Source organism: Novosphingobium sp. 11B, assembly GCF_054589055.1.
The window spans coordinates 3,880-19,579 of record NZ_BAAILP010000136.1; the positions used below are offsets into that span (position 1 = coordinate 3,880).

The 15,700-nt window shown below is 65.8% G+C and carries 20 protein-coding genes; 15 read left to right on the plus strand and 5 right to left on the minus strand.

What is annotated here, in order from left to right; translation table 11 throughout:
* Window position 1 precedes the first annotated feature (1 nt).
* The 13 genes from hisA to ACYPYD_RS12425 all read left to right on the plus strand — a co-directional run bounded on the left by hisA (window position 2) and on the right by ACYPYD_RS12425 (window position 8,490).
* Complete coding sequence (hisA, locus tag ACYPYD_RS12365) at window positions 2-730, plus strand: 1-(5-phosphoribosyl)-5-[(5-phosphoribosylamino)methylideneamino]imidazole-4-carboxamide isomerase (protein ID WP_459663395.1); 729 nt, start codon at window positions 2-4, stop codon at window positions 728-730.
* Window positions 731-744: 14 nt separating this feature from the next.
* Window positions 745-969, plus strand: a complete 225-nt coding sequence (locus ACYPYD_RS12370) for a hypothetical protein (protein ID WP_459663397.1) — start codon at window positions 745-747, stop codon at window positions 967-969.
* A gap of 5 nt (window positions 970-974) precedes the next feature.
* Window positions 975-1,736, plus strand: a complete 762-nt coding sequence (gene hisF / locus ACYPYD_RS12375) for an imidazole glycerol phosphate synthase subunit HisF (RefSeq protein ID WP_069709031.1) — start codon at window positions 975-977, stop codon at window positions 1,734-1,736.
* Window positions 1,737-1,883: 147 nt separating this feature from the next.
* Window positions 1,884-2,057, plus strand: a complete 174-nt coding sequence (locus ACYPYD_RS12380; RefSeq protein ID WP_069709032.1) for a PEP-CTERM sorting domain-containing protein — start codon at window positions 1,884-1,886, stop codon at window positions 2,055-2,057.
* A gap of 42 nt (window positions 2,058-2,099) precedes the next feature.
* Window positions 2,100-2,426: a phosphoribosyl-ATP diphosphatase gene (locus ACYPYD_RS12385; RefSeq protein WP_459663399.1), complete on the plus strand. Its 327-nt coding sequence runs from the start codon at window positions 2,100-2,102 to the stop codon at window positions 2,424-2,426.
* A gap of 13 nt (window positions 2,427-2,439) precedes the next feature.
* Window positions 2,440-2,817: a histidine triad nucleotide-binding protein gene (locus tag ACYPYD_RS12390; RefSeq protein WP_459663400.1), complete on the plus strand. Its 378-nt coding sequence runs from the start codon at window positions 2,440-2,442 to the stop codon at window positions 2,815-2,817.
* Window positions 2,818-3,079: 262 nt separating this feature from the next.
* Window positions 3,080-3,538 carry a YbgC/FadM family acyl-CoA thioesterase gene (locus tag ACYPYD_RS12395; protein WP_156799896.1) on the plus strand — a complete coding sequence of 153 codons (459 nt, stop codon included), beginning with the start codon at window positions 3,080-3,082 and terminating at the stop codon, window positions 3,536-3,538.
* Window positions 3,535-4,242, plus strand: coding sequence for a protein TolQ (gene tolQ / locus ACYPYD_RS12400; protein ID WP_008831780.1), 708 nt, complete (start codon window positions 3,535-3,537; stop codon window positions 4,240-4,242). Before ACYPYD_RS12395 ends, tolQ begins: the two co-directional genes overlap by 4 nt.
* Window positions 4,242-4,688: an ExbD/TolR family protein gene (locus ACYPYD_RS12405; RefSeq protein WP_036528115.1), complete on the plus strand. Its 447-nt coding sequence runs from the start codon at window positions 4,242-4,244 to the stop codon at window positions 4,686-4,688. The genes tolQ and ACYPYD_RS12405 overlap by 1 nt, the downstream gene beginning before the upstream one ends.
* 24 nt (window positions 4,689-4,712) lie before the next feature.
* Window positions 4,713-5,750: a hypothetical protein gene (locus ACYPYD_RS12410; protein WP_459663402.1), complete on the plus strand. Its 1,038-nt coding sequence runs from the start codon at window positions 4,713-4,715 to the stop codon at window positions 5,748-5,750.
* Window positions 5,747-7,138: a Tol-Pal system beta propeller repeat protein TolB gene (tolB, locus tag ACYPYD_RS12415; protein ID WP_459663404.1), complete on the plus strand. Its 1,392-nt coding sequence runs from the start codon at window positions 5,747-5,749 to the stop codon at window positions 7,136-7,138. The genes ACYPYD_RS12410 and tolB overlap by 4 nt, the downstream gene beginning before the upstream one ends.
* A 172-nt stretch (window positions 7,139-7,310) precedes the next feature.
* Complete coding sequence (pal, locus tag ACYPYD_RS12420) at window positions 7,311-7,856, plus strand: peptidoglycan-associated lipoprotein Pal (protein ID WP_008831776.1); 546 nt, start codon at window positions 7,311-7,313, stop codon at window positions 7,854-7,856.
* Window positions 7,857-7,956: 100 nt separating this feature from the next.
* Complete coding sequence (locus tag ACYPYD_RS12425) at window positions 7,957-8,490, plus strand: J domain-containing protein (protein ID WP_008831775.1); 534 nt, start codon at window positions 7,957-7,959, stop codon at window positions 8,488-8,490.
* A 300-nt stretch (window positions 8,491-8,790) separates the two neighbouring features.
* On the opposite strand, the gene infC is transcribed toward ACYPYD_RS12425, so the two are convergent.
* Both infC and pdeM read right to left on the minus strand, forming a co-directional pair.
* Window positions 8,791-9,312 (minus strand): translation initiation factor IF-3, encoded by a 522-nt coding sequence (gene infC, locus ACYPYD_RS12430; protein ID WP_036528118.1) that lies wholly within the window; start codon window positions 9,310-9,312, stop codon window positions 8,791-8,793.
* A gap of 166 nt (window positions 9,313-9,478) precedes the next feature.
* Window positions 9,479-10,171 (minus strand): ligase-associated DNA damage response endonuclease PdeM, encoded by a 693-nt coding sequence (gene pdeM / locus ACYPYD_RS12435; RefSeq protein WP_459663405.1) that lies wholly within the window; start codon window positions 10,169-10,171, stop codon window positions 9,479-9,481.
* An 89-nt stretch (window positions 10,172-10,260) separates the two neighbouring features.
* Between pdeM and hemF the strand changes: the two genes are divergently transcribed.
* Both hemF and ACYPYD_RS12445 read left to right on the plus strand, forming a co-directional pair.
* Window positions 10,261-11,136 (plus strand): oxygen-dependent coproporphyrinogen oxidase, encoded by an 876-nt coding sequence (hemF, locus tag ACYPYD_RS12440; RefSeq protein WP_459663407.1) that lies wholly within the window; start codon window positions 10,261-10,263, stop codon window positions 11,134-11,136.
* Between the two features lie 291 nt (window positions 11,137-11,427).
* The gene (locus ACYPYD_RS12445) at window positions 11,428-12,690 is read left to right on the plus strand and encodes an MFS transporter (protein WP_069709322.1); all 1,263 of its coding nucleotides are present in this window, start codon (window positions 11,428-11,430) and stop codon (window positions 12,688-12,690) included.
* Window positions 12,691-12,718: 28 nt separating this feature from the next.
* Here ACYPYD_RS12445 and ACYPYD_RS12450 read toward each other — a convergent pair whose 3' ends face one another.
* From ACYPYD_RS12450 to uvrB, 3 genes are all read right to left on the minus strand, one after another.
* Entirely contained in the window at window positions 12,719-13,009 is a 291-nt protein-coding gene (locus tag ACYPYD_RS12450) for an addiction module antidote protein (RefSeq protein WP_069709039.1), read from the minus strand.
* Window positions 12,984-13,355: a type II toxin-antitoxin system RelE/ParE family toxin gene (locus ACYPYD_RS12455; protein WP_231958074.1), complete on the minus strand. Its 372-nt coding sequence runs from the start codon at window positions 13,353-13,355 to the stop codon at window positions 12,984-12,986. Before ACYPYD_RS12455 ends, ACYPYD_RS12450 begins: the two co-directional genes overlap by 26 nt.
* Window positions 13,356-13,433: 78 nt before the next feature.
* Complete coding sequence (uvrB, locus tag ACYPYD_RS12460) at window positions 13,434-15,620, minus strand: excinuclease ABC subunit UvrB (protein WP_459663409.1); 2,187 nt, start codon at window positions 15,618-15,620, stop codon at window positions 13,434-13,436.
* Between the last annotated feature and the right edge of the window lie 80 nt (window positions 15,621-15,700).

Here is a 15,700-nt window from a genome sequence, read left to right on the forward strand (position 1 = left end):
GATTGTCTTCCCCGCCATCGACCTCAAGCAAGGGCAGGTCGTACGCCTTGCCGAAGGCGACATGGACCGCGCCACCGTCTACGGCGACAACCCCGCCGCGCAGGCGATGCTGTTCGCCGAGGCCGGATCGCAGTTCCTCCACGTCGTCGACCTCGACGGCTCCTTCGCGGGCCGGGCCGAGAACCGCGAGGCAGTGGAAGCCATCCTCGAAGTGTTCCCCGGCCACGTCCAGCTCGGCGGCGGCATCCGCACGCCCGAGGCGGTCGCGGGCTGGTTCGACTTGGGCGTTTCGCGCGTGGTCATGGGCACCGCTGCACTCAAGGACCCGCAGTTCGTCAAGGACATGGCGAAGGAGTTCCCCGGCGGCATCGTCGTCGCGGTGGACGCGCGCGACGGCATGGTCGCGACCGAGGGCTGGGCCGAAGTCTCCGACGTCTCGATCGTCGACATGGCGCGCCGGTTCGAGGACGCGGGCGTTGCCAGCCTGCTGTTCACCGACATCGGCCGTGACGGTCTGCTCAAGGGCGTCAACATCGACGCCACCGTCGATCTCGCCCGGCGCACCGACCTGCCGGTGATCGCATCGGGCGGCGTCAAGGGCCTCGACGACATTCGCCTGCTGGCGCTCCACGCCAAGGACGGGATCGAGGGCGTCATTACCGGCCGCGCGCTTTACGACGGCCGCCTCGACCTCGCCGCCGCGATCCAGTTCGCGGAGCGCGAGGGGTGAACGAAAATCGCCTCATGGCGGTGCTGGCGCTGGTGATCTTCGTGCCGGCCGCGATCTTCGCGTTTCGCGACTGGCGCGAGGGCAAGGCGCGGTTGATGCTGTTCAGCCGCGCGCGTAATCCGATTTTGACGACAAAAGCCGCCGATCCGCGCAAGTTTGCGCTCTACACGGCGTTCAATGTCGCTTTGTGTGGAATTGTGGCGATCTTTGCCGTGCTGCTGTTCTTCAAGCCGGAGTAAGCCGAATGACCGTGCGAATCCGCGTAATTCCGTGCCTCGACGTCCGTGACGGACGGGTGGTCAAGGGCGTCAACTTCGTCGACCTCAAGGACGCCGGAGACCCCGTCGAACAGGCCCGCGCCTACGACGCGGCGGGCGCTGACGAGCTGTGTTTCCTCGATATTTCCGCCAGCCACGAAGGCCGCGGCACCCTGCTCGACGTGGTCCAGCGCACCGCCGAAGTCTGCTTCATGCCCCTCACCGTCGGCGGCGGCGTCCGCACGGCGGAGGACGCCCGCGCGCTGCTGCTGGCGGGCGCGGACAAGGTTGCAGTGAACTCCGCGGCCGTCTCGCGCCCTGAAGTGGTGGCCGATATCGCCGAGAAGTTCGGCTCGCAGTGCATCGTCGCCTCGGTCGATGCGCGGCAGGTTTCGCCCGGAAAGTGGGAGATCTTCACCCACGGCGGACGTAAGGCGACCGGCATCGACGCGCTGGAACATGCGATCAAGCTGGCCGACTACGGCGCGGGCGAACTGCTCGTCACCTCGATGGATGGCGACGGCACCCAGAACGGCTACGACCTCGCCCTGACCCGCATGATTGCGGAGGCCGTGTCGGTCCCGGTGGTGGCGAGTGGCGGCGTCGGCAATCTCGATCACCTCGTGGCCGGTGTGACCGAGGGCAAGGCGAGCGCGGTGCTAGCCGCCTCGATCTTCCACTTCGGCAAGCACACCATCGCCGAGGCGCACTCGGCGCTGCGAGCGGCAGGGATCCCTGCGCGCGGGTGAAGGCACGCCAAGGTTAACGGCTCATTGTTAGCCGAATGCGACTAACGGAGTGAACCACATCGGGACAACCCCGGATCGGCGCTTGCTGCAGCGCACCCGGTGGTCGATGGCAAAATCTAGGCCATCGGATCAACAGGAGGATTCGCGGTGCCCGTGTTGAAATTCATTCCGGCGTTCGTCGCGACTTTCGTTGCGCCGGTTCCCGCCTATGCCGCAGGGGGCATCCCGCTTCCCGAACCCAGCAGCATGCTGCTTCTTGGCCTTGGCGTCGTCGGCGTCGCCGTGGGCCGCAAGCTGTCGTCCAAGCGCGGCGAGGACTGACGCGCTCTTGACCGCGCGGCCCCTGCACCGCATGGGCAGGGCATGAGCAGCCTCGACACTCTCGCACGCCTCGAAGCCACGATTGCCGAGCGCCGCGCGGCCGATCCCGATTCCAGCTATGTCGCCAAGCTCAACGCCAAGGGCCTGCGCAAGATCGCGCAGAAGCTGGGCGAGGAGGCGACCGAAACCGTGATCGCGGCGCTGACGGAGGATCACAAGGCGCTGGTCGGAGAGGCGGCGGACCTCATCTTCCACCTCATGGTCCTGCTCGGCGCCAAGGATGTGCCGCTAGCCGACGTGCTCGCCGAACTGGACCGCCGCGAAGGTGTCTCGGGAATTGCCGAGAAAGCTGCGCGCCCGAAGGACTGAACCGGAGAACCCGATGCCCATCGATCCGAAGCTGCCTTACGACGACAACAACGTTTTCGCGAAGATCCTGCGCGGCGAACTGCCGTGCTCGAAGGTCTATGAGGACGACCACGCACTCGCCTTCAATGACATCCGCCCGCAGACGCCGGTCCATGTGCTGGTGATCCCCAAGGGCGCTTACGTCTCGTGGGATGATTTCACCGCCAAGGCTGACGATGCGCAGATCGCCGGGTTCATGCGCGCGGTGGGCAATGTTACGCGCCAACTGGAACTCGATGGGCCGGGCTATCGCCTCATGGTGAACATGGGGACGAACGGCCATCAGGAAGTGCCGCATCTGCATGTGCACATCTTCGGTGGGCGCCAGTTCTTCCAGATGATCGGGGAATAGGGCCTTTTGCCCAACCCGTCCGGCTAATTCGCTGCGCTCATAAGCCTCCCGGCCCTCCCGCGAGCGGGAGGGCGTAGCGCTGGTCTCTCATTCCCCTCCCGTGTGCGGGAGGGGGCAGGGGTGGGCACTTCCACCGCTGTCCACCGAAAATTTACCCCGCAATACAGCCTCCACGGCCGGTTCCTGCGCTCCCGGGGTTGAAGTCGCCCTGCTCCCCGTTACACAACCGCCCGGAATGACGGACGCACCATCCTCCCCCCTCATGCCTCAATCGGGCGTGATCGACGGCAAAGTCCACCGCTACCCCTTGCGCGTGTTCTACGAGGACACCGACGCGGGCGGAGTGGTCTATCACGCCAACTACCTGCGCTGGTTCGAGCGTGCCCGCTCCGACCTGCTCGACGTGCTCGGCATCGACCAGCGCGCCTCGCTGGAGGCGGGCACCGGACTCTACACCGTGGCCGAGGCGAACTTGCGCTACCTCTCGCCCGCGCGGCTGGGCGATACCGTCATCATCGAGACCTGGGCCGAAAGCACCGGCCGCGTCGCCAGTGTGCTGCGACAGGTCGCATTGCGGGGTGATGTCAGGCTATGCGAGGCGGCCGTAAAGGTCGCGTTCATCAGCCCTGAAGGACGACCGCGCCGACAGCCCGAGGCCTGGCAACAGGCTTTCGCCACACTTGAACCCATCGCCGCTCCGGCCCCGGAAGGACCAGAATGACGCTCGACCTGCTTGCCTCGACCATCAGCTTCGCCGGTGACGACAACCATCTCAACCCGGTGAAACTGTTCCTCGATGCCGACATCGTGGTGCAGGCGATCATGGCCGGGCTGGTCCTCGCCAGCGTGTGGGTATGGATGATCATCGTCACCTTCATCGTGCGCATGGGGGCGATCAGCCGCCGCTGCGACGAGTACGAGGAAGGCTTCTGGGAGGCCCAGAACTTCGACACCTACCAGAAGGAGCGCAAGCGCGGCGACGTGCCGATGGGCAAGGTCGCAGGCGCGGGCCTTGGCGAATTCAAGCGCAACGTCGGCCCCGGCATCGATGCCGAGGGTGCCCGCCAGCGCATCGCCACGATCCTCAATTCCTCGGTGGGCGAGGAGGCGGACAAGCTCTCCGACCGCCTGAACTTCCTGGCGACCGTCGGTTCGGTGGCGCCCTTCGTCGGCCTGTTCGGCACGGTGTGGGGCATCATGAAGAGCTTCTTCGATATCGGCCAGCAGCAGAATTCCTCGCTCGCGGTCGTCGCCCCCGGCATCTCGGAGGCGCTGTTCGCCACCGCCATCGGCCTGTTTGCGGCGATCCCGGCGGTCATCGCCTACAACCGTTTCTCGCATAAGGTGAACGGCTTCGAGGCCCGCCTGCAGCGCTTCGCCGATCACCTCCACGCCGCCCTTACGCGCCAACTGGAGCAGCGCTGATGGCGATGGGGATGTCCGGAGGCGGCGGACGTCGGCGTCGCGGACGCGGCGGTCGCGGCCCCATGGCCGAGATCAACGTCACGCCGCTCGTCGATGTAATGCTGGTGCTGCTGATCATCTTCATGGTCACCGCGCCGCTGCTGAAGGCGGCGGTGCCGATCGAACTGCCCGAAAGCCGCGCCAAGGCGATGAGCGAGGAGCAGGGCCAGATCACCATCACCCTGCGCCGCGACGGCGCGGTATTCTACGAGCAGGACGAACTCGCGTCCGGCGAACTGCCCGAGCGTCTGGCCTCCACGCCCGCCGGTCCCGACGGCAAGCCGCCGCTGGTGACGCTGCGCGCCGATAAGGCGCTCGACTATGGCCGGGTGATGGAAGTCATGGGCGAACTCAACCGCGCAGGCTTCACCTCGATCTCGCTGGTTACCGATGTCAGCGGCGGTTAAGGCGCGCCGGGTAGGGTCGGTCTGATGGCGGTACTGGGTGTGCGCAAGGATGAGAGGATCGGCCTCGTCGTCGCCGTGCTGTTGCACGGCGCGGTGCTGGCTGCGATCCTGTACAGCCCGCGCTCGAACAACGTGGTCAAGCCGCCCGAGCGTATCGAGGTGACGATCAGCGACGAGGTCGCGGCGACCTCGACTGCCCCGAATCCCGGCGAGGCGTCTCCGGACAAGAGCCCGGAACTGGGCCAGCCCGCGCCGGCGGCAGCGCCGCCCCCGCCCGAACCTGCGGCTGCGCCGGAGCCCGAACCGGCTCCCGCTCCGGAGCCCGCCCCGCGCGTGGTGGAAAAGCCCAAGCCTGAGCCGAAACCCGAGCCGAAACCGGTTCCGAAGCCGGTTCCGAAACCCAAGCCGGTGGAGAAGCCCAAGCCCGCGCCCCCCAAGCCGACTCCGCCCAAAGCGAAGCCGACGCCGCCCAAGCCTGCGGCAAAGCCCGCGCCCAAGGCGCCGCCGCGCAAGTCCAGCGCGATCGACGACATCGTTCGCAAGCCTTCGCCCCAACCCGCTGCGAAGCCTGCGACGAGGCCCGCAGCAAAGCCCGCAACCGCAGGCCAGTCTTCGGGATCGAGCAATTCGGCGACGCCGCCGAAGAAGGCGGGCACCAGTGCTTTCGACGATGCATTCAAGCCGGGCACGCCGGGCGCCACTTCCAGCGCGCCCAAGCCGACCGGCACGCCTGCCTCCGAGATCGGCCCTTCGGCCCGGTCGGCGCTGGGCGCGGCGATCAACCGGCAACTCAAGCCGCACTGGCAGGCGCCGCAGGGCGCCGACGTCGAACTGCTGACCACCAAGGTGCGTTTCCGCCTCAACCGCGACGGCAGCCTTGCCGGCGCGCCCGAGGTGATCGGCACCAGCGGCGTCAACGCCTCCAACCGCGCGCAGGTGGAACGCCATCAGGAACAGGCCGTGCGTGCGGTAAGGCTTGCGGCGCCATTCAACTTGCCCGACGATCTCTACGAGGGCTGGAAGGTCGTCACGACCACGTTTGACAGAAGGCTATCGCAATGAAGATAACCCGTGTTCTCGCCTTGGGATTGATGCTTACGACGAGTGTGGCGGTATCGGGTACGGCCTTCGCGCAAGGCGCCCCGGCACCCGTGGTGAACGCGCCGCCCCCGCAGGACGGTGGCCTCGAGGTTACGGTGTCCGACGACAGTGCGTGGAACGACCTCGGCATCGCCATCACCACCTTCGCCACCGATCAGGACGTGCCGACCCGCACCAATGCGGGCACCACCGGCCAGCTCGGCCGTGCGCTGGCGCAAGTCGTCGCGGGCGATCTCAAGAACAACGGCCTGTTCAAGCCCTCCGGCCCCGACGGCCTGCCGCAGCCTGCCTATGGTCAGGTGCAGGCGCCGGACTACACGCCATGGGCCGCGCGCAGCGCCGACATGCTGGTGCAGGGCTTCGTGCGCGCAGGCGCCGACGGCAACCTCACCATCGGCTGCTATCTCTACGACGTGCAGCTCAAGCAGCAGTTGGTGAAGGGCGGCTGGCAGGTTCCCCCGTCCGACTGGCGCCGCGCCGCGCACAAGTGCGCCGACATGGTCTATTCGCGCCTCTCCGGCGAAAGCCCGTTCTTCGATTCCAAGATCGCCTACATCGCCGAGACCGGTCCCAAGGACCATCGCATGAAGCGCCTTGCGATCATGGATTCGGACGGGGCCAACCACCGCTTCCTGACCAGCGGCCAGTCGATGGCGCTCACCCCGCGCTATTCGCCAGACTACAGCAAGATCATGTACCTGTCCTACCTCAACGGACAGCCGAGCATCTATTCCTATGACCTCGCCACCGATCGCCAGACGCTGATCGCCCGCACCGGTGCGCCAACGCTGGCGCCGCGCTGGTCGCCGGACGGCAAGTGGGTGCTCTATTCGATGGCCAAGGGCGGCACGACCGACATCTACCGCATCTCCTCGGCGGGCGGCGGCACCCCGCAGCGCCTGACCAACGGCCCGGGCATCAACATCGGCGGCAGCTATTCGCCCGACGGCTCGCAGATCGTGTTCGAGAGCGACCGCTCGGGCAGTCAGCAGGTCTACGTGATGAACGCGGACGGCTCCAACCAGCGCCGCATCAGCTTCTTCGGCGGCCGCGCGGCAACCCCGGAATGGAGCCCGCGCGGCGACCAGATCGCCTTCACGCACATCGCGGGCAACTTGCGCGTCGCCGTGATGAACCCGAACGGCGGCGGCATGCGCCACCTCACCGATTCGTGGCAGGACGAGGCGCCGACGTGGTCGCCTAACGGCCGCATCGTGCAGTTCTTCCGCACGACCAAGAGCACCGGCCTCGCCTCGATCTGGCAGGTCGACCTCACCGGCCGCAACGAGCGCAAGCTGCCGACCCCGGTGGGCGCCTCGGATCCGGCCTGGGGTCCGATCCGCCCCTGATTTGCGGGCGAATGCAGCAAGTTGGCGCCCCCGGCGAAATCCGGGGCCGTTTTCTCGCGTTCAGGTTGCCCGACGTTCATCTTGACTGTGTAGAGAATTGAACGGAACCATCACACCATGCCGCCCATTCAACAGGCCAGTCGTATCATGGCGGCGACATAGGAGATTGCCGATGCCTTCTTCCCTCTCATCCATGCGCATCACCCGCGTCGGCGCGACGGCGCTGGTCGTGGCCGGCGCTCTTGCCATCTCGGCTTGCGGCAAGAAGGCTCCGGCCCAGCTTCCGCCCGATCCCGGCCCGGCGACCAGCACCGACACCGGCCAGTCGAGCGGCGGCTACGGCATGGCCCAGCCCGGCAGCCAGGCGGACTTCGTCGCCAAGATGATGGGCGCCGACACGATCTACTTCGCCCTCGACGAATCGACCGTCGATGCGCAGGATCAGGCGTCTCTCGCCAAGCAGGCGCAGTGGTTGCAGCAGTACCCCAACAAGCGCGCCACGATCGAGGGCCACTGTGACGAGCGCGGCACCCGCGAATACAATATCGCGCTGGGTGAACGCCGCGCCAATGCCGCCAAGAACTACCTGGCGAGCCTGGGCATCGATCCCTCGCGCATCACCACCGTCAGCTACGGCAAGGAGCGCCCGATCGCGCTCGGTTCGGACGAGGCTTCCTGGGCGCAGAACCGCCGCGCGGTGACCGTCACCATCGATTGATGCCGTTTCCAGCGCGCGGGCGTGCCCAGCGCGCTGGATTGATATTTTTGCGTCAGACGGGGGTTGCGTCCCCGTCGAGTCGCAGCGTATCGCCGATCTGATGAGCCGCGCACGCCGATCCGCAGACTGGGGTTTTCCGCGCTGGCGCGGCTATGGCAGCGCGCGCGAGGCCGTGGAAGTACGCCTGTGCGATCGCCACGGCTGCAACGACCGCGGCGAGTGCCCCGCTCCCAAGAGCCCCAACAGCCCCGATCGCTGGATGTTCTGCCAGAAGCACGCGGCGGAATACAACTCGGGCTGGGACTACTTCGCCGGGCTGGACGCCGAGGAAGCCGCCGCGCGTGAAGCGAGCGAGCAGGCCGAGACCTCCGGCTACAAGGAAGCGCAGCACTACGGTTGGGGCGGCTCGGGCGACGGCTCGCGCAGCCGGGATGAACTGCGGGCGCTGGAAGCGCTGGGCCTCGATCCCGACGCGGACTTCGATGCGGTGCGCAAGGCGTGGCGCACCAGGGCCAAGGAAGTCCACCCGGACGTGAAGCCCAATGATGCCGAGGCGGCGAAGGCGTTCCAGACGTACCAACTTGCCTACGAAGTCCTGCGCGCGGCGGAAGAACGCCGCGAGTGGAAGGGCTGAGGGCGGGTTTCTCCGGGGGCTTGCGGAAGCTCAGCCGTGACCCTTCGACAAGCTCAGGGTGAGCGGATGTTGTGCAAGTCTTCCAATACCGCTCAGGCTGAGCTTGTCGAAGCCCCTTCGGCACACCCCGGCGTCTATTTTCACCCTTCGTCACCCTTAAACAAGTTCAGGGTGACGATGCTTGTCGAGCCGGCTTTGTGGTGGGGGCAGTATCCACCGCCCCCCAAACGACAAAGGGCGCGGCCATCGGCCACGCCCCTCGTTTGCGTCAGACCTGACGGCCATTGTCGGCTCTGGCGCTTACTTCGGCGACAGCACCATCAGCATCTGGCGGCCTTCCATGCGCGGATAGGCTTCGATCTTGGCGATCTCTTCCACATCCTGCTGCACGCGGCGCAAGAGGTCCATGCCAAGCTGCTGGTGCGAAAGCTCGCGACCACGGAAGCGTAGCGTCACCTTGACCTTGTCGCCGTCCTCGATGAAGCGCACGACATTGCGCATCTTCGTGTCGTAGTCATGGTCGTCGATGTTCGGACGCATCTTGATCTCTTTGATCTCCTGCGTCTTCTGCGTCTTTCGAGCGGCGTTTGCCTTCTTCTGCGCCTCGTAACGGTACTTGCCCACGTCGAGGAACTTGCACACCGGCGGATCGGCGTTCGGGGAGACCTCAACGAGGTCGAGACCGACCTCAGCTGCCTGCTCGATCGCCTGGCGCGTGTACATGACGCCCAGGTTCTCGCCCTCATGGTCGATGACGCGGACCTTGTCCGACTGGATCATGTTATTGTAGCGCGGTCCACTCTTGACCGGTGGCGTCATCATGCGCCGGGGTGGGGGTGCTATATGCGTTCTCCTGAGTCGTTACAGTCGACGTGGCTGGATTCGGCGGTCATTAATGCGATTCGTCCTCGCGCGCAAAGCGCGATTTCACGAGATTGCAGATGGAACGCCCCGACCGGAAAACCGGCCTTGCGCGCCATATAGGTATTCAGGCCGCTTTGCGCCAGAGCGGATAGCGTATCAACTGCCCGCGAGCAGGCACCAGCGCCTCGATCGCATCGGCCGGCTGAAGCGCGGACAGGATTGCCGGATCGGCCGCATTCATGCCGCCGGTCAGCGCTCCGAAGGCCGGCAGGATCAGCCGTTTCTCGCTGCGCACCGCACAAGGGCGCGCAATCCGCCGCCCGCGCGCCTCGATCATCAGGCGCGGATGGAAGTGGCCCGAGACTTCCGCTTCGCATGTGCCCGGCAAAGCCTGGTGGCGCAGGGCAAGGCCTGCCAGCATCAGTTCCTCGACTCGGGTGCCACCTGCCTCGGCGCCCAGATGCGGGTCGTGATTGCCGGTGATCCATACCCAGTCGAGCGCGCGGGTCAGCGCGGCGAGCATCCCGGCGGCGTGCGGCTCCAGCCGGTCCGGTCCGGCGCTGTCGTGGAAATTGTCTCCCAGTGCGAAGACCCGCCGCGCGCCCGTGGTCCGCACTGCCGAGGCAAGCCGTTCCAGCGTCTCGCGGCTGTCGTAGGGGGGCAGCATCTGGCCGGTGCGGGCGAAGAAGCTGGCCTTCTCCAGATGGAGGTCGGCGACCAGCAGCCCCTGTTCGCGCGGCCAGTAAAGCGCGCAGGCACCCCGCATGGCGCCGTCCACCAGAACCATCTCCTGACCGCAGAACGAAAAGGGAACCATGGCTTTTCCTTGCCGCAGCTTGTCCGATTTGGCAAGCGCCGTGCGAAGCGAAGGGTGCCACGTTGCGGCAACCTGCCATGAGGACACGGATGACGGACTGGACCCCCTACACGACGCGCGCCAGCGACTGGTTCCGCACCCTGCGCGATCGCATCTGCGCCGAATTCGAGGCGATCGAGCGCGAGGCGGGCTCCGATGCGGTGTTCGGCTACACGCCCTGGCAGCGCGCCGCCGTGGAGGGTGCCGAAGACAAGCAGGGCGGCGAAACCGGCGGTGGCACACGCGGGCTCATGAAAGGGCGTGTGTTCGAGAAGGTCGGCGTCAACATCTCGACCGTCTCGGGCGGATTGGCCAAGGACTTCGCCGCGACCATCAACGGGGCCTCGGCCGAGAACAACGGATTCACCGCCACCGGCATCAGCCTCGTCGCGCACATGGCGAACCCGCATGTCCCGGCGGTCCACATGAACACGCGCTTCCTAACGACGACCAGGGCTTGGTTCGGCGGCGGCGCCGATCTCAACCCGCCATTGCCCTATGAGGAGGACACTGCCGAGTTCCATGCGGAATTCAAGGCAGCCTGCGATGCCCACGGCGCCGATTACTACGACCGCTTCAGGGCCTGGGCGGACGAGTATTTCTACATCCCCCACCGCAAGGTCCATCGCGGCGTCGGCGGCATCTTCTACGACCACCTCGAATGCGGCGACGAGGCCGCGTGGGAGGCGAACTTCGCCTTCACGCAGGCCGTGGGCGAGGCGTTCCTTGCGGTATTCCCCCGGCTGGTACGCCGCCGCATGGGCATGGATTTCACCCCCGCCGACAAGGCGCAGCAGCTGGAATGGCGCGGGCGCTATGCCGAATTCAACCTCGTCTATGACCGGGGCACGCTGTTCGGCCTGAAGACCGGCGGCAATATCGACGCGATCCTGATGAGCCTGCCGCCCGAAGCGACCTGGAGCTGAGGGGCGGGTTGACACGAAACGCGGGGTGAAACTCGCCGGCAGGGAGCCATGTCCGGCGAGTTAAAAATTCCGATAATAATTTGAAAATAAACGATATTATTCGTAATTCCTGCGTCATATCGCGAGCGATCGGTGTGAACTTTGGCGGCATCCCTCCTCGGACCGTCAGCCTAGGAGGTTGAAGGAAGCGACTGGTCGGCATGGCGCAAGTACATCACATCGCGCGAAAGTAGGAAAACGGTGGTCGCCATCCGGCCGGATCAAGATGACGCGCGCGGCGTTGTAGAGGCCATGCCAACGCCTCCCGCCGCTTCTCTGGACCGCCGCTCGCTTGCCCTGGCGGCGCTTTCGACCGTGGTGGAGTGGTACGACTTCACCCTCTACCTCTACCTCGCGACAGTGCTGTCACGGGTGTTCTTCCTGGGCGAGGACGCGGTGCTGACGGCGCTGCTTGGCTTCGCCATGGCCTATCTGATGCGGCCGGTCGGCGCGATCGTCTTCGGTCATTTCGGAGACCGGCGCGGGCGGCGCGCGACCCTGCTCGCCTCGATGGCGCTGATGACGGCAGCGATGCTGCTTACGGCCATGTTGCCGACCGCGGCGCAGATCGGGCCGATGGCGGGCCTCCTGCTGCTGACGCTGCGCTGCGTGATGGGCTTCGCCGTGGGCGGAGAGTACACCGGCGTCGTCGCCTACCTCCTCGAAGGCGCACCACGGCATCGGCGCGGTCTCGTGACTTCGCTGGCCGCCGCGACGAGCGAGATCGGCGGCTTGCTGGCAGCGGGCATCTCCGCGCTGGTTGTGAGCCTGTTGCCCACGCCCGCACTCGACGGCTGGGGTTGGCGCATCCCCTTCTTCTTCGGCGCGGCGCTGGCCGGGGTGATTCTGCTGGCCCGTGCCGCCATGGCGGAATCGCCCGAGTTCGAGGCCCATCGCGAGGCCGGCACGCTGGCTGCGCGTCCGCTGGCCCATGCCCTGTCGTGGCACCGTGCGGGCATCCTGCGCGGTTTCGCGATTTCGGCGCTGGGATCGATCACGTACTATGTGGGCATTACCTATGTGCCGGTCTACCTGACCTCCGTTGGAAGTCTGGGCGAGGCGGAAGCGCTGCAACTGGCGACGATCGCGGCGCTGGCGGTGATCGTGGTGACGCCTTTCGTGGGGCTGGCATCGGACCGTTTCGGGCGGCGGCCGGTACTGGTGGTGCTGGCGGTGCTGTCGGCGGCGCTGCCCTACACGCTGTTTCAGTGGCTGGCGGGCGTTTCTGTGGCAGGAGCGCTGGGCGGCGGTGTCTTGCTTGCGGCATTGGCCGGGGGTGTCAGCGCGGTGGGCGCCGTCGCCACGGCCGAGCAAGTGCCCGCGCAAGGGCGCCTCAGCGGTCTCGCATTAGGAGCGACCACGGCCACCGCACTGTTCGGCGGCCTCACACCATGGCTGGCACAAGTTTTGACTGCCCGCGCCGCGTCACCGAGCGCACCGGGCGTGATGATCGCGGTGGTGGCGCTATGCGTGCTGCCGGTGCTGCTGAAACTGCCGGAAACGCGGCCGGAGTAGGGTCAGCGGCCAGCGAGCTGCGTTTGGTTCACGCCGCCGGTCGATGAACAGTCAGTTCCAGTCCGAGCGCCTTCAGAACGGCAGTGAGCGTTTCCAGTGTCGGATTGCCGCTTTCCGAGAGCGCGTTGTAAAGCGCCTGCCGCCCGAGGCCGGTCTTGCGGGCGATTTCGCTCATGCCTTTCGAGCGGGCCACGTCACCCAATGCGCGAGCGATGTGCCGGGGGTCGTTGCCCTCCATAGCCGCTTCGAGATAGACCAAGATATCTTCTTCGGTTTCGATGTACACAGCAGGATCAAACGGAGTCAATTCCAAAGCCATCGTTTACTTCCCTGGCCAATTGCCTGGCCTTGGCAATATCGCGCGGCTGAGAATCCTTGTCTCCGCCAATCAGCAGGATGACCAGAACGTCGCCTTGCCGCATGTAGTATATTCTATAGCCGGGGCTGAAATGCAGCCGCAATTCCTGCACTCCGCCTCCGACGGGTTTCGCGTCGCCTTCATGTCCATCGCCAAGTCTCCGAAGGCGATCGCCTATTCTCAATTGTGCCCGGCGATCGCGAAGCCGCGAGAGCCACATTTCGAAGTGTTTCGTCTGACGGATCGAGATTTGTCCTTCATACAGGACACTGATGTCATCGTCAAATTCGTCCGTCATCGCAGCCATGCATCATCAAGTATTCTATTCGATGAGGAAGTTAAATTGCTGGAATTGAAGCGGAGGGGTGACTGAAAGGCCCTTGCGTTACTTCCCGAACTTACGTTGCGTCTTGCCGTACCGCATCTTGCGCGTCCCCGGCTTGCCCTCATTGCTACGCCCCACCCTCGGCGCTTTGTGTTCCGCCTCCGGCAAGCCAAGCTCGCTCTGTTCGAGCCGCCTGATCTCGTCGCGCAGCCTGCCGGCTTCCTCGAACTCAAGGTCTGCTGCTGCCGCGCGCATACGCTTTTCGAGGTCCTCGATGTAGGCACGCAAGTTGTGGCCGACGAGGTTGTTGGTGCTGTCGTCCTCAAGGTCCACGATGACGCCGTCGCGGCTGGCGGTATCCGCCACGATGTCGGCGATGCGGCGCTTGATCGTCTGCGGGGTGATGCCGTTTTCGAGGTTGAACTGCTCCTGCCGGGCGCGGCGGCGGTCGGTTTCGGCCATCGCGCGTTCCATCGAACCGGTTATCCGGTCGGCATAGAGGATCACCCGCCCGTCCACGTTGCGCGCGGCGCGGCCGATAGTCTGGATCAGCGAGGTTTCGCTGCGCAGGAACCCTTCCTTGTCCGCATCGAGGATGCAGACGAGGCCGCATTCGGGAATGTCGAGCCCCTCGCGCAGCAGGTTGATACCGATCAGCACGTCGTAGACGCCCATGCGCAAGTCCCGGATCAGTTCGATGCGCTCCAGCGTCTCGACGTCGCTATGCATGTAGCGCACGCGCACGCCCTGTTCGTGCATGAACTCGGTCAGGTCCTCGGCCATGCGCTTGGTCAGGGTGGTGACGAGGGTGCGGTAGCCCTTGGCCGCCACTTCCTTGCACTGGGCGATGCAGTCCTGCACCTGATCCTCGACCGGGCGGATTTCCACCGGCGGGTCGATCAGGCCGGTCGGACGGATGACCTGCTCGGCGAAGACGCCGCCGGTCTGGTCCATTTCCCAGTGGCCGGGCGTGGCCGAGACCGCGAAGGTCTGCGGGCGCATCGCGTCCCACTCGTTGAAGCGCAGCGGGCGGTTGTCGATGCAACTGGGCAGGCGGAAGCCGTATTCGGCCAGCGTGATCTTGCGGCGGTGGTCGCCCTTGGACATGGCGCCGATCTGCGGCACCGTCTGGTGGCTTTCGTCGACGAAGAGCAGGGCGTTATCCGGCAGGTACTCGAACAGGGTCGGCGGCGGCTCGCCGGGGATGCGCCCGGTCAGGAAGCGGCTGTAGTTCTCGATGCCGTTGCACGATCCGGTGGCGGCGATCATCTCCAGGTCGAAGTTGGTGCGCTGTTCAAGCCGCTGGGCTTCCAGCAGCTTGCCCTCGGCCTCCAGTTCCTTGAGCCGCTCGGTCAGCTCGAACCGGATCGCCTCGCTCGCCTGCCGCATCGTCGGCCCGGGCGTGACGTAGTGCGAGTTCGCATAGACGCGCACCTTTTCCAGCACCGCGCCCTTCTTGCCGGTGAGGGGATCGAATTCGGCGATCTCCTCGATATCGTCGCCGAAGAAGCTGATGCGCCAGGCCACGTCCTCGAGGTGGCTGGGGAACAGCTCCAGATTGTCCCCGCGCACGCGGAAGTTGCCGCGCGCAAACGCCACGTCGTTGCGCTTGTACTGCAGGGCGACGAGCTTGCGGATGATCTCGGTCTGGTCCTGCGCCTTGCCGGTGACGAGGTCGAAGATCATCGCCGAGTACGTCTCGACCGAACCGATGCCATAGAGGCACGACACCGAGGCGACGATGATGACATCGTCGCGCTCCAGCAGCGCGCGGGTGGCCGAGTGGCGCATCCGGTCGATCGCCTCGTTCACCGAGCTTTCCTTCTCGATGTAGGTGTCCGACCGGGGCACATAGGCTTCGGGCTGGTAGTAGTCGTAATAGGAGACGAAATATTCGACCGCGTTGTCCGGGAAGAAGTCCTTGAACTCGCCGTAGAGCTGCGCCGCCAGGATCTTGTTGGGCGCCAGGATCAGCGCGGGGCGTTGCAGTTCCTCGATCACCTTGGCCATCGTGAAGGTCTTGCCCGAGCCGGTGACGCCCAGCAGCACCTGCGTCTTCTCGCCGTCGGCCGCGCTGGCGACGAGTTCGGCGATGGCGGTCGGCTGGTCGCCCGCCGGGGCATAGTCCGAGACGATCTTGAACGGCTTGCCCGGCATCGATTTCTCGGGCCGCTGCGGTTTGTGGGGGACGAAGTTCTCCGAAGTATCGGGTTCTTCGAGGCCGCGCCGGATGATGATCTCTGCCATGGCGGAACATATGGGGTATATCCGTTCCCGCGGCAACAGGGCGTTGGCGTTGGGGCAGGGCGGTGATAGCCCTCGGTGCA